The organism is Fodinibius salsisoli (genome assembly GCF_026229185.1).
GTDB classification, from domain to species: Bacteria; Bacteroidota; Rhodothermia; order Balneolales; family Balneolaceae; genus Fodinibius; species Fodinibius salsisoli.
The window spans coordinates 1-14,092 of the sequence record NZ_JAGGJA010000014.1; the positions used below are offsets into that span (position 1 = coordinate 1).

13 protein-coding genes are annotated in these 14,092 nt (G+C 44.6%); 7 read left to right on the forward strand and 6 right to left on the reverse strand.

Annotation, left to right across the window (positions count from 1 at the left end):
- The 4 genes from J6I44_RS16660 to rpsL all read right to left on the reverse strand — a co-directional run.
- Positions 1-127, reverse strand: a 127-nt coding sequence (locus J6I44_RS16660) for a GTP-binding protein (RefSeq protein ID WP_265766455.1), incomplete at its 3' end; no start/stop codon positions are given.
- Between the two features lie 21 nt (positions 128-148).
- Complete coding sequence (gene fusA, locus J6I44_RS16665) at positions 149-2,293, reverse strand: elongation factor G (protein ID WP_265767292.1); 2,145 nt, start codon at positions 2,291-2,293, stop codon at positions 149-151.
- A 27-nt stretch (positions 2,294-2,320) separates the two neighbouring features.
- Positions 2,321-2,788 carry a 30S ribosomal protein S7 gene (rpsG, locus tag J6I44_RS16670; RefSeq protein ID WP_265767293.1) on the reverse strand — a complete coding sequence of 156 codons (468 nt, stop codon included), beginning with the start codon at positions 2,786-2,788 and terminating at the stop codon, positions 2,321-2,323.
- 32 nt (positions 2,789-2,820) lie between these two features.
- Positions 2,821-3,192: a 30S ribosomal protein S12 gene (gene rpsL / locus J6I44_RS16675; protein ID WP_265767294.1), complete on the reverse strand. Its 372-nt coding sequence runs from the start codon at positions 3,190-3,192 to the stop codon at positions 2,821-2,823.
- A 196-nt stretch (positions 3,193-3,388) separates the two neighbouring features.
- On the opposite strand from rpsL, the gene recG reads away from it, so the two are divergent.
- Positions 3,389-5,458, forward strand: a complete 2,070-nt coding sequence (gene recG, locus J6I44_RS16680) for an ATP-dependent DNA helicase RecG (RefSeq protein WP_265767295.1) — start codon at positions 3,389-3,391, stop codon at positions 5,456-5,458.
- Between the two features lie 220 nt (positions 5,459-5,678).
- Positions 5,679-6,665, forward strand: coding sequence for a DUF2279 domain-containing protein (locus J6I44_RS16685; RefSeq protein ID WP_265767296.1), 987 nt, complete (start codon positions 5,679-5,681; stop codon positions 6,663-6,665).
- A 19-nt stretch (positions 6,666-6,684) separates the two neighbouring features.
- Here the strand turns inward: J6I44_RS16685 and J6I44_RS16690 are convergent, their stop codons facing one another.
- A complete protein-coding gene (locus tag J6I44_RS16690; protein ID WP_265767297.1) occupies positions 6,685-7,149 on the reverse strand; it encodes a DUF4112 domain-containing protein in 465 nt (154 codons plus the stop codon).
- Between the two features lie 250 nt (positions 7,150-7,399).
- Between J6I44_RS16690 and J6I44_RS16695 the strand changes: the two genes are divergently transcribed.
- Positions 7,400-9,295 (forward strand): M61 family metallopeptidase, encoded by a 1,896-nt coding sequence (locus tag J6I44_RS16695; RefSeq protein WP_265767298.1) that lies wholly within the window; start codon positions 7,400-7,402, stop codon positions 9,293-9,295.
- Positions 9,296-9,371: 76 nt separating this feature from the next.
- On the opposite strand, the gene typA is transcribed toward J6I44_RS16695, so the two are convergent.
- Positions 9,372-11,192, reverse strand: a complete 1,821-nt coding sequence (gene typA / locus J6I44_RS16700) for a translational GTPase TypA (RefSeq protein ID WP_265767300.1) — start codon at positions 11,190-11,192, stop codon at positions 9,372-9,374.
- 288 nt (positions 11,193-11,480) lie between these two features.
- Between typA and J6I44_RS16705 the strand changes: the two genes are divergently transcribed.
- From J6I44_RS16705 to J6I44_RS16720, 4 genes are all read left to right on the forward strand, one after another.
- Entirely contained in the window at positions 11,481-12,257 is a 777-nt protein-coding gene (locus tag J6I44_RS16705; protein WP_265767301.1) for an SDR family oxidoreductase, read from the forward strand.
- A 140-nt stretch (positions 12,258-12,397) separates the two neighbouring features.
- Positions 12,398-12,817, forward strand: coding sequence for a secondary thiamine-phosphate synthase enzyme YjbQ (locus J6I44_RS16710; protein WP_265767302.1), 420 nt, complete (start codon positions 12,398-12,400; stop codon positions 12,815-12,817).
- A gap of 19 nt (positions 12,818-12,836) precedes the next feature.
- On the forward strand, positions 12,837-13,502 hold the full coding sequence (locus J6I44_RS16715) for a class I SAM-dependent methyltransferase (protein WP_265767303.1): 666 nt from the start codon (positions 12,837-12,839) through the stop codon (positions 13,500-13,502).
- A gap of 87 nt (positions 13,503-13,589) precedes the next feature.
- A complete protein-coding gene (locus J6I44_RS16720) occupies positions 13,590-14,063 on the forward strand; it encodes a GyrI-like domain-containing protein (protein ID WP_265767304.1) in 474 nt (157 codons plus the stop codon).
- Positions 14,064-14,092 lie beyond the last annotated feature (29 nt).

Consider the following 14,092-nt stretch of genomic DNA (forward strand, 5'->3'; position numbering starts at 1 on the left):
CGCCGCCGAAATGCTTCGCCATTACGGTCGTTATCGCCGCCGTCGTGGTCGTCTTTCCGTGGTCCACGTGGCCGATCGTTCCTATATTTACATGTGGCTTGTCTCGCTGAAATGTCTCTTTTGCCATAATACTATTGGTTAATGATGTTTAAGCTCTGGATTCTACAATTTCCTTTTCTAAGTTCTCTGGGACAGCCGCATACTCCAAGAACTCCATAGAAGAAGTTGCACGTCCCTGTGTAATTGATCTCAGATCAGTTGTATATCCGAACATCTCGGACAGAGGCACTTTAGCCTTCACAACCGAACCTTGATTATTGTTATCCATCTTACCGATAAGGCCTCGTCGACCATTAAGGTCGCCAATCACATCACCCATATATTCCTCGGGAGTGATAACTTCAACATCCATAATCGGCTCGAGGATGGTTGGTTTTGCCTTCCTTGCTGAATTTCGGAAAGCAAGCTTAGCACAAAGCTCAAAGCTAAATGCATCCGAATCAACATCATGGTAAGAACCATCGTAGAGACGTACTCCTATATTCTGTGCAGGGTAGTCAGCCTGGATTCCACCACTCATAGCTTCTTTAAATCCTTTCTCTACAGAAGGGATATATTCACGTGGTATATTACCACCTACAATTTCATTAACAAACTTAAAGCCTTCATCGACGGAGACATTATTATCCTCCTCGTCGTACTCTTCAAAGTCAGACAGTGGACCAATCTCAAATTCCATATCAGCAAACTTACCACGTCCACCAGACTGCTTTTTGTACGTTTCACGGTGAGCAATACTCGAGGTAATAGTTTCTCGATAAGACACTTGAGGTGCACCAACATTAGCTTCTACCTTAAACTCACGCTTCAGTCGGTCCACAATAATTTCGAGGTGAAGCTCACCCATACCGGCAATCGTAGTCTGACCGGTTTCTTCATCCGTCTTCACTTCAAATGTAGGATCTTCTTCCGCAAGCTTAATAAGTCCGGTCGTAAGCTTTTCAGCATCGGCCTTAGACTTGGGCTCAACAGCCAACTTAATTACTGGCTCTGGAAACGAAATCTCCTCTAAAAGAATAGGATTGTCGACATCACAGAATGAATCACCGGTACGAACCTCCTTAACTCCTACAGCTGCTGCAATATCGCCAGCTCGTACCACATCAAGATCTTTTTTGTCGTTGGCGTGCATTTCCAGAATTCGACCAACACGCTCCTTCTGACCTGTTGTTGCATTATATATGTAAGAACCTTTTTCAAGCTCCCCGGAATACACCCGGAAGAAGGTCAACTTACCTACATAAGGATCAGACATTATTTTGAAAGCAAGAGCAGAGAATGGCTCCTGAACACTGGGTTTACGCTCCAGCTTCTCATCATGATCTTCGGGATTCTTACCCTGGATTGCGGGAATATCGTAAGGACTTGGGAGGTACTTAATAACCTTGTCAAGAACCGTCTGGACACCTTTATTTTTGAGAGCAGAACCGCACATTACCACAGTAATATCCCTACTCAAGGTAGCCTCACGGATAGCATCTTCAATTTCCTCTTCACTGATCTCCTCTTCCATGAGGTACTTTTCCATCAACTCATCGTTGTGATCAGCGATAGCTTCGAGCATAATCTTTCTATACTCTTCAGCCTTTTCCCTGAGATCATCCGGAATATCAACTTCATCATACTCCATTCCGAGCGTCTCATCATCCCAGATGATACCCTTCATACTGACAAGATCAACCACTCCCCGGAAATTTTCTTCAGAACCAATTGGAACCTGAATTGGAATAGCATTGGCATTAAGCTTACTCTTCATTTCTTCAACAACGTTAAAGAAATCAGCCCCAACGCGGTCCATCTTATTCACAAACGCCATCCGAGGCACATTGTACTTATTGGCCTGCCGCCAAACAGTCTCGGACTGTGGCTGAACAGCTCCAACCGAATCAAAAACACCAATCATCCCATCCAATACACGCAAAGAACGCTCTACCTCAACAGTAAAGTCAACGTGACCAGGAGTATCAATTATATTAATTCGATGATCCTTCCAGATACAGTGCGTTGCAGCAGAAGTAATTGTAATACCACGCTCCTTCTCCTGATCCATCCAGTCCATCTGAGAAGCACCATCATGCGTTTCTCCAATACGATGCGTAATCCCCGTATAATAAAGGATACGCTCAGTCATCGTCGTCTTACCAGCATCTACGTGTGCAGCAATACCAATATTCCGCGTCCGCTTTATCTGGTCTACAATTTTGGGATCTGTTTTTGTCTTCGTCTCAGCCATTACTATAAGTTATCTCTATAAAATCGTTTAGAATCTAAAGTGGGCAAATGCCTTATTTGCTTCCGCCATGCGATGCACTTCGTCTTTCTTACGAATTGCACCACCTTCATTATTAGACGCATCCAAAAGCTCGCGAGACAATCGTCGAGCCATTGACTTATCATTCCGGCCAGAAGAAGCACTAATAATCCAACGCATTCCTAAAGCCGTACCACGATCCGGTCGCACCTCAACAGGCACCTGATAGGTAGAACCACCTACTCGTCTGGACCGCACCTCTACAACAGGTGATACATTACTCAGGGCATTCTTAAATACTTCCATACCCTCTTCACCTGTCTGCTCTTCAATAATTTCAAAAGCCTGATAAAGAATCTTACGAGCTACATTCTTCTTACCGTCCTTCATCAGATTGTTTACGAAGCGCGTAATCAGCTTATCCCCAAATACCGGATCAGGCTGTACATCACGCTTATCTGCTGTCTTTCTTCTCATTTTCTTAGGGTTTAATTCCTACTCAACAATTATTAATTAGGCTTCTTTGTACCATAAAGACTTCGACCCTGCCTACGATCCTCAACACCAGCAGTATCGAGCGTTCCACGCACGATATGGTAACGAACACCAGGCAAATCTTTTACACGGCCACCGCGAACAAGCACGATACTATGCTCCTGTAGGTTATGACCCTCACCAGGAATATAGGCTGTCACTTCATAGCCGTTAGTTAAACGTACACGAGCTACCTTACGCAAAGCCGAATTTGGCTTTTTAGGCGTAGTAGTGTAAACTCGAACACAGACCCCGCGCTTTTGCGGGCAATTTTCTAAGGCAGGAGCAGTTGTCTTACTCGTCTTTGTCTTCCTGCCCTTACGTATAAGTTGTTGTATAGTAGGCACTATTTTAAACGCTTAATTGATTTTTCGGTCAAACAAGAGTTGCCAATGATAAGGAATTATCAACCAATAACGCAAGTATTAAATCCATATTTCTTTTCTTTTTTTGTTTAAAGATTTATTTCTTTACTCAAAGGCCCAAAATTCGGTTAAAATGGGCTCAATAAGTAGTATATAATAATATATCAGTATATCTATTTTGAAATTAATTGACCTTCCAAATCTAAGTACCAAGCGGATAAAGGCACTCTCTGAGAGTGGAATCAATAGTATTCTGGATCTGCTTAATTTCTTTCCCCGGCGCTATTTGGATCGAAGTACGGTTCTGTCTATACGCGATGTAAAAGGCCAGGGCGAAGAAGTGACAGTTGTAGGGCGTGTAAAAAAAATACTGCAGCAGGGATACGGCCGAAAAAAAAGACTGGAAGTCATCATCCAGGATGATACGGCATCACTAAAGGGAGTTTGGTTTAAAGGGGGCCACTATATAAAGAAACAGTTTTCGGAAGGTCAAATGGTGGCTTTCTTCGGGACAGCCAAAAAATACGGGCGCTATATTTCGATTGCTCATCCGGAGGTTAATAAAATTGGCGACCAATCAGATATTGCTGACTTTAGCCGCATCGTCCCTATATATCCGGGGAATAAAGCCCTTTCTAAAACTCATACTACAAGCAAACTGATTCATCGCTGGCAAAAAATAGTCTTAAAGCATGAGAAGCCTCCGGAGTTCTTACCAGACACAGTGCGGAAGGATTATGATCTGCCGCTCCGTCATAAGGCCTACCGCATGATTCACCTTCCGGAGTCTGATTCAGAGTACAAAAAGGCGTTTCAGCGGTTCAAGTTTGAAGAACTTTTCCTTTTCGAACTTAGTGTCGCCAAGACCAAAAATTCGATTATTGAAAAGCACCAAGGGCCTCTTTTCGAAGATTTAGGCAACTATACCCAACGTTTTTTTAACCAACACCTTCCCTTTGAACTCACAGACGGACAAAAATCATCTCTTTCAGATATTAAAAAAGACGTACGTTCTGGAAAACAGATGAACCGTCTCATTCAGGGCGATGTGGGTTCCGGAAAAACAATTGTTGCCATCGGAGCTGTTTTGATGGCTCTGGATAACGGATTCCAAGCCGCCTTCATGGCGCCTACTGAGATATTAGCCGAGCAACATTACCATACCCTGTCGACCTTCCTTGAACCACTGGATATTAACATCCGGTTGTTAGTAGGTAATCAAAAAAACAGCCTGCGGACGGACATCCTCACCGATATTGCGGGTGGTAATGCTCAGGTCGTTGTGGGTACCCATGCCGTCATCCAGGATGAGGTGACTTTTAACAAGCTGGGATTAGCTGTGATCGACGAACAGCACCGATTTGGGGTAAAACAGCGTGCTGAAATTCTTCAGAAAGGCTCGCATCCACACGTTTTAGTCATGTCAGCCACGCCCATTCCCCGGTCACTGGCCATGACAATCTACAGCGACCTGGATATCTCCGTTATCAAGGGGTTGCCCGGGGGACGAAAACCGGTAAAAACGGCGGTTCGTCCACAGAAAAAGCACGATGAAATCTATAATTTTGTCGAGCAAGAACTTGAGGATGGAGGTCAAGCCTATGTCGTCTATCCGCTGGTAGAAGAATCAGAAAAGGTAGACCTTAAGGATGCCACAGCCGGATATAAAAAACTCAAGAAACGATTTTCCGGTTATAATGTCGGCCTGCTTCATGGACAGATGTCATCTGAAGATAAGGAAGCTGTAATGCAACAGTTTATAGCGAATGAAATACAGGTATTGGTTTCTACCACGGTCATTGAGGTTGGTGTAGATGTGCCCAATGCCAGTATTATGATTGTGGAGCATGCTGAACGGTTCGGACTTTCTCAGCTTCATCAGCTGCGGGGTCGCATTGGACGTGGCCAGCGACAGAGCTACTGCGTTCTGATCCATGGCCAAAAAGTGAGTAAGGAAGGCCGCTTCAGGCTAAAAAAGATGGTTCAAACCAATGATGGCTTTGAAATTGCCGAGGCCGACTTAGAATTGCGTGGTCCTGGTGATTTTCTGGGCACTAAACAGAGTGGCCTGCCAGAGTTTAAAGTAGCTGATATTATCGAAGACCAGTGGATTCTGGAGCAAGCTAAAACCGAAGCCTGGAGACTGATCAATAGTGACCCCGATTTGCAAAATAATGAGAACCAAGAGTTGAGGGAAGTTTTCATTCCTTACTATAAAGAGAAAAGTCGCTTTTACGGAATGGGATGATTAAGAATTAATGAGTTGCACAAGTTTCCTAAAATAACTGCTTCTTCTAAAAAGTTTCATTCGTCACGCCATCAAGATTAAAGTGGCTTCAAATCACTGTGGCGTTCTCATCCTGCTATGCAACCAACTCAATATTAGAAGAATATAATAGCTAAATAGTGTTATTCTTCAGAGTTTGAAAACGTCTACAAGTATTTAGTTGCATCAACTAAGAGGGAGTGTGAATAGTTTAAGCGATATAGGATACGTATTCATTTCAAAAAAAGTTCTGGCTTTAATCGTAGTATTCATAGTCTTTCAGCCCATTTACCTGATGGCCCAATCGTTGCTTTTGACTCCTGTCCAAAAGAAAGGTTGGTTTAACCATAGTTCTGAGTACTCTTCAAACCTTCCCCTTCATGCTACTTCATATCAGCAGCCCGCCCAAAATCGAGAACTGATCAATTGGCCCACTTTTGTAGCTACCTCAACCATGATAACCGGTATATATACCGGTCTATTTATCTATGAACAGAACCACCGATGGAACGTCCCCAAGGTCCCCTTTCACTTCAGCAGCGGTTTAAATGCTAAAGGTTTTGATAAATTTGGCCATTTTTATGCAACCAAGTCACAAGCAGAACTGATTTCTAATCTCTATACATTTTCAAACATACGCTCGGGCCGGTCTAACTTGCTGGGAGCCGGTATTGCCCTGACCGTACAGTCACTGATTGAAATAAAAGATGGTAAAGTCTCGGATGTAGGATTTGATGTCTATGACCAGATATCGAACCTAATGGGGATTGCCTGGTTTTATGGGAGAGAAAATAGTGCCTTCCTAAAACGATTTAATTTCCGTTGGTTTTATCATCCCTCAAAAGATAAGCAATTGCTGCCAAAGGGATCGCTAACACGCTTCATAGAAGATTATAACGGACACAGTTACTGGCTAACCACACAAGTAGGTGATTTTATTCCCTATTGGCCCCGATTTATTGTACCTGCTGCAGGAATCACACTGAACAACTGGTCGTATGAACAAAATCAGTCGGGCTACTATTCGTACCACCTAAGTTTTAACCTTGATTTTACTCATATTATACCTCAGCACAGCTCTTGGGGCAAAATAAGCGCTGATCTGCTGAACAGTTTCTACGTCCCTGCTCCCGCAATTGAAGTTTATCCGGATTTTGGCTTTGAACTGCTTTTTTCGATTGACCTTTAACAGATATTTGACCTTTCGTTTAGAAAAGAGCCTCAAAAAGACTCGCAATAAGCCAGCCAATGAGCAGTAAGAGTCCTATAATAAGTAGGATAAGTACGGCAGCAATGCTCCACAACATCCAGCGGCTGTGCTGCTCTGCTGATTGGGCATCGTTTTGATATTCTTCCAGCAGTTCGGCATTGCGGAGGTTCGCCTTCCAGCTTACGTCAAAGAGATCACCCAGCAGCGGTATGGACCCAATAACAATATCCAGCAGCACATTAAATCCCATCCGGAGCAGTACGGATGGTGGCAAATCTGCTCGCACGCCCAAAAGGATGAAGTAACTGGAAATCATACCGGCCAGCCAATCACCGGCCCCGGGTATCAGACTAATGATGGGATCTAATCCAAACCGAATATTGGTACCCGGAATGGTAAAGCGGCTATCAAGCCATTCGGCCAGCCTTGTTACGTTTTGCGTATTATGATCATTATCCATCATTAAAAAATTTAAAATCCGTATTTCTTATGTAACACTACTATTTAAAAAACGATATACTTAGTTACTCTACAAGAATCAAAATATTATTAAAGGAGGCTTTACAAAACCTGACTTCTCATCCTAAATTTAGTTCAGGATCTCCTTTCAGAGGCTACCAAAGCTATCTGATATTCTGAAATGAGTTCAGAATGACAAGATGTGATGGTTTTGCGAATCCTCCTTTAAAACGTTAACCAACAAAAAATTGCATATGCGAAGACTTCTTTATCTTTTTGTAGTATTAGCAATGGTTGCCGGTTGTTCTCCCAAAATGGGCGACACCATTGAAAATAATAATCAAGAACCCGCTGCTGACCAAAAGCCTATTGCCTCCTCCATCGATCTTACCGAGGTCAATAATGATCGTGTCTGGGTACAAATTGATCCCGGAAGTTTTGATGCCGACAGCGTCATCTTTCGCCTGCCCCGGGTTGTACAGGGTACCTACTCTGTTAGTGATTTCGGAAGTTTTACCGACAGCCTGGTGGCCTATAATTATGAGGGACAACCCATCACTGCAACCAAGGATGGGCAAAATACGTGGATCATCCCCAATGCCAGCAAACTTGACAAGCTGGGGTACTATGTAAACGATACTTTTGATATTGAGAACAGTGATAAAGCGACTCCCTTTTCTCCATCAGGTACGAATATCAAGGAAGATAACTTTGTGCTAAACCTGCATGGCTTTGTGGGGTATTTTGAAAACCTGCAAAATCACGAATACCAACTGGATATTACCGCTCCCGCAGAGTTTACACACACATCAGCACTGCCTGTCGTTAAAACCAGCTACAACAGCGACAGCACGGAAGCGACCAATACCTATGTCGCAGATCGCTATTTCCAGATTACGGACAACCCCATGATGTATGGCAACCTTGATGTGGCTGAATTCATGGTAGATGATATGCAGATTGTGCTCAGCGTATACTCTCCCAATGGAAATCATTCGGCATCGGCTATCCAAAAGACAATCAAAAGTATGATGGATGCCCAAAAGGATTACCTGGGTACCCTTGAAACGACCGACCGTTACGACATCTATTTGTACCTGGCTCCACGTAGTGAAACAGCTCCCACGGGCTTTGGTGCGCTCGAGCATCACACCTCAACAGTGGTTGTGCTGCCCGAAGCGATGCCCGCCCCAAGGCTTAACCAGACCATGACGGATGTCGTCTCCCATGAGTTTTTCCACATTGTAACTCCACTGAACGTACATTCCGAGGATGTTCACTATTTTGACTACAATGCCCCGACCTTCTCAAAGCACTTGTGGATGTATGAAGGGGTTACGGAATATTTTGCCAGTCACTTTCAGGTTTATGAGGGGCTGCAATCCAAGCAGGAGTTTTATGACAAGATGAACGGTAAAATTGAGTCTTCGCTTGGGATGAATGACGCTATGAGCTTTACCAAGATGAGCGAAAATATCCTGGAAGAGCCGTATGCATCCAACTACTACAATGTATATCAGAAAGGGGCACTTATCGGCATGTGTATCGATATACTGATGAGGGAAGAAAGCAACGGCAAGCGTAGCATGATGTCGCTGATGACCGAGCTCTCTCAAAAATATGGTACGGACAAACCCTTTACGGATGATAAGCTGATCAACGAGATCACAGCGATGACCTATCCATCAGTGGGCGATTTCTTGCAAACGCATGTAGTTGGTAACACACCCATTGATTATAACGACTTCTTTACCAAGGTTGGACTTGAGCGAGTCAAAGGATCAACACAGACGACCCTTTTCTTAAATGGACAAACGGCATTTATCAAAGCAAATCAGGAAGAAGAAACCATAGAATTCCGTGATATAGAGCTCAATAGTTCGCTTAAAAAACTCGGTGTGCAGAGCGGAGATATTATCAAGTCCGTAAATGGGACAGAATACAGTCTCCAAAACATCCGTCAGCTTATTCCGAAATCTATGAATTGGACCTCTGATACCGATATTGAAATGGTTGTCATCCGGGGAGATCAAGAAGTTACTTTGTCTGGAAGAGTAGGAACACCTATGGTTGAAGCGTTTAACCTTATAGAAATTGAAGAAGCAAGTAAAGAGCAACTCAAGCTCCGTAAGCAATGGCTCGGCCAATAATTTTTTAAAAGCCAAACAAAAAGCCCTTCCTCACAGAAGGGCTTTTTTATTTTCAAGAACTTGTCTGTTGTTCTGTTTAAACGAACTCCTTACGCTTTTCGGCTCGCTTGCGCTCATTGGGATCCAGATAGATCTTACGGACCCGCAGGCTTTCGGGGGTCACTTCCAGCAGCTCATCGTTATCGATAAACTCGATATACTGCTCGAGGCTCATCTTTTTGGCGGGATCAATTTTTACGGCATCCGCACTTTGGGTGGCCCGGTGGTTAGTTAGATTCTTTTTCTTAACCACGTTGACCACCAGGTCGTCTGAGCGGTTATTGATACCTACCACCTGCCCTTGATACACCTCGTCTCCCGGTTCTACCAGAAACGTACCTCTATCCTGCAAACCTTCCAAGGCATAGCTGGTTACCTCTCCCTTTTCGAGGGAAATAAGCGTGCCACTGGTGCGACCCGGAATCTCTCCGGCAAAAGGATCATAGGTATCAAATTGCTGGTGCATAATGCCTGTACCGCGTGTTTCGGTAAGCATTTCCCCACGAAAGCCGATGAGCCCGCGTGATGGCACCTTGAAAATCAGGCGATTGTTATCTCCCTCCTTCGTCATGGAGGTCATGATCCCTTTCCGCTGCTGCAGGTTGTCAATTACGCGGTTGCTATAATCCTGGTGTACATCCACCACTACTTCTTCGTAAGGTTCGTGGCGTTGTCCGTCGATCTCTTTGTAGAGCACCTCGGGACGTGATACAGCAAATTCGTAGCCTTCGCGCCGCATCGTTTCCGTCAAAATGGCCAGCTGTAGTTCGCCGCGTCCGGAAACTTTGTAAATATCCGGATTTTCAGTCTGCTCTACCTTGATAGATACATTGGTCCGGATCTCGCGCATCAGGCGATCCTTAATCTGGTTTGAGGTCACATACTCTCCCTCCAGTCCCGCAAAAGGCGAATCATTGACGCGGAAAAACATCGCCATCGTAGGCTGGTCAATATCGGGATAGTCAATGGAGGTCATATCTGCCGTATCGGTCAGTGTATCACCGATATCCACTTTTTCGTAGCCTGCAAGCGCAAAAATATCACCTGCTTCGGCTTTTTCTACGGGTTCGCGCTTCAGTCCGTTGAATGTAAAAAGCTTGGTTGCCCGTGCTTTTTCTTTCAGCTCTCCATCACTGTTGAGCAGCGCAATCTGCTGCCCTTGTTCGATGGTACCCTGCTCCACGCGCCCAATCGCAATTCTTCCCACATAGTCGTTCCAGTCAATACTGCTGACCAACATCTTGAAAGATGCATCCAGATCCTGCTCCGGCGCCGGAATAGTCTCCACAATTTTATCGAAAAGCGGCTTCAGATCCTCATTATCATCTTCCAACTCATGTTTGGCAATGCCGTTAATGCCTTCCGCATAAATGATGGGGAAATCGAGCTGCTCGTTCGTGGCATCAAGCATTACAAAGAGGTCGAAAATCTCGTTCAGCACATCATCGGGTCGTGCATCTTTCCGGTCAATTTTATTGATGACGACGATGGGCTCGTAACCCAGCTGTAATGATTTACGGAGCACAAATTTAGTCTGGGGCAGCGGTCCTTCGGCGGCATCAACCAGGATAATTACACCGTTCACCATCTTCAGGATACGTTCCACTTCACCACCAAAGTCGGCGTGCCCGGGCGTATCCACGATATTAATTTTGGTATCACCCCACTTAACAGCGGTGTTTTTGGAGCTAATAGTAATGCCTTTTTCACGCTCTAGGTCGCCCGAGTCCATCACGCGCTCGGCCACCTCTTCATTCTCACGAAAGGTGCCACTCTGCTTAAGCATTTGATCGACGAGCGTGGTCTTGCCATGGTCAACATGGGCAATAATGGCAATATTTCTGATATCCTGATACATATTAGGTGTGGAAAAGTTGTTTGGTCAGTTGAAAACGAATTACCGGGTCATATAAACCCAGACAATTTTAGTCGCGTAAGATACGGTTTTATTTTTCCAATTCATTATATCTTTCGTGTATAAGATTATTCCTGTGGAATTAAAATTATGCCATACTTACGTATGATTCTTTACGGGTCAACAATAGCTAGATTTTATCCAGCGAGAAAGCAACTGCGTGGGAATGAATTCCAGCATTAATCATATTATATTGACAGAAATTAATATCAATATTGATCTAAGTATTTCATGGATTTAGAAATCACGAACCAACGCTTTGTAGTATGCGGCGCCAGCAGTGGATTTGGCCGCGCCATAGCCGAACAATTATTAAATGAAGGGGCTAAAGTGATTGCCGTAGCCCGCCGCGAAGAAAAGCTGGATGAACTCACCGCACAATATCCGGAGTTAGCCCAAACAGTAGCTGGTGATTTAACAGATGATGATACGCATAATAAGATTGAAGCAGCCATCGGCAATGCGCAATTGCATGGGGTAGTCATCAATGCAGGTGGACCGCCGGCGCTTACCCCTCTCGAAACGGCCATCCCCGATTGGGATGAAGGTTACAAGAACGTGATGCGCTGGAAAATTGAGCTGGTCCTTAGGCTGGTTTCCTATTTCACTGCCAAAGATTATGGCCGTATCCTGTTTGTTGAGAGCCAGTCGGTGAAGCAACCCATCCCTTCGCTGGTACTTAGCAACTCCTTCCGCGCCGGGGTTGTCGGTTTTGCAAAATCGTTATCCCAGGAAATTGCAGACCAAGGCGTGACCGTCAATGTGCTGGCACCGGGCTCTCACGATACGCCTGCTATTGAGCGCGTCATCCAGAAAAAAGTGGATAATTCGGATAAATCGTTCGAGGAAGTAAAAAAAGAAATGGAAACAAGCATTCCCGTGGGACGCTTCGGCAAGGGCGAAGAAATAGCCTCTCTCGCCGCTTGGATTCTCTCCCCCCATGCCGGCTACGTTACAGGACAGACGATCAGCCACGACGGCGGCAGCATTCAGGGCCTTTTTGGTTGAGCAGGTTGCAGGTAAAATGTGACTCTTATTTGAGATATAAATCAAATTTATTTTTTGATTTTATTCTGAATTCTGGCTTCCGTATTCTGAATCCTCCAAGATCAATTCCTAATTGTTCATTTTTAATTTTTAATTAAAATATGTGGCATCAAACAAAAGTAACGCTTTCGGCTAAATCACGGGGCTTTCATATCATTACGGATGAAGTATTGCGCAGCATACCTGAAATTAAGCAGATCCAAACCGGGCTGGCTCATGTATTCATCCAGCATACCAGCGCCAGCCTGACCATCAATGAGAATGCGGATCCTTCGGTGCGCCGTGACTTTGCTACCCACTTCAAGCGAATGGTTCCTGAGGATACTTCTATGTATGAGCATACCCTGGAAGGTGCCGATGACATGACCTCGCACATTAAAAGTTCTATGCTGGGCTCCTCTGTAAGCATCCCCATCACCAGTGGATCGTTGAATCTGGGAACCTGGCAGGGCATCTACCTGTGTGAACATCGCAATCGTGGCGGCCGGCGGAAGTTGGTAGTAACATTGCACGGAGAATAATCATTAAAATCTTTTTAGCATGAATGAACTAAGCGAATCAGAGATCAAGCAGCTTGCCAGCCAGTTACGAACGCCCGAAGGTTCTGCAGGTATTGATGTTGGACATAAAATGCATGAGACGAACATCAATATGACGATGACCGCTGTTAAGGCACTCAATCTCTCGGATGGAGACGCCATACTCGAAATTGGTCACGGTAATGCTGCTCACCTAACGCGCATCCTCAACCAGGCGAAAAACATCCACTATGCCGGCCTTGATATTTCCCAGACTATGCAGGAAGAGGCACAACGTATCAACGCCGACCTTGTCGGAGATGGCAAAGCCTCATTCCATCTCTATGACGGTCAACAGATGCCGTTTGAGGACAATCAATTTGATAAAATAATGACCACTAATACCATTTACTTCTGGGATAGGCCTGTCGGGCTCCTGAATGAGGCACACCGGGTGATCAAACCGAATGGATTATTTAGCATCTGCTTTGCGGAGAAGTCATTTATGAAAGAGCTACCGTTCGCACAGTACAACTTTCAACTCTACAGCACCGAAGATGTCCACGATATCGTTAAACAAACGTCCTTTGAAGCTGTCGATACCGACACCGAAGTTGAACAAGTAAAAAGCAAAGATGGCTTAAACGTAGACCGCCTATTTACGGTTGTGACTCTTAAAAAAGAATAACAATAAAAGGCTTATATTTGCAGGTACCAACCGAACAAAATACTTTCAATTGACGTGCCCGCTTAACATCTACTAAAATAAAATATTATGGAACTCCTTGACCTGGAAGAACTTAGGCTCATCGGACTGGCCCTCCCCGAGAAAACGACCAATAAAGATGGGCAGTCTTCCATCGACTGTGGAAAGCTGTGGCAAAAGTTCGAATCAGGCAATTATTCATCCAGGATCCCTCAAAAACTGACCGATGAAGTTATTGCTGTTTACCATGAATATGAGGGAAACCACCTGCAACCTTTTTCGTATTTCATTGGTTGTAAAGTAGCCTCGGATGCGCCCATGCCTGATGGACTTAACTCCCTCTCTATTTCTGCCGGAAAGTACATCAGAAAGATTGCGCGTGGAAAAATGCCGGACTGTATTGCAGAGACCTGGCAGGATGTATGGCAACAAGAGCAAGAAGGAAAACTGCACCGAGCTTATCAGGCAGATTTTGAGGTCTATGGCCCCAAGAGCCAAGATTGGGATGATGCGGAAGTAGAAATTTATCTGTCAACAATATAGCGTTTCACCTTCATTTTTTATTCACTAAC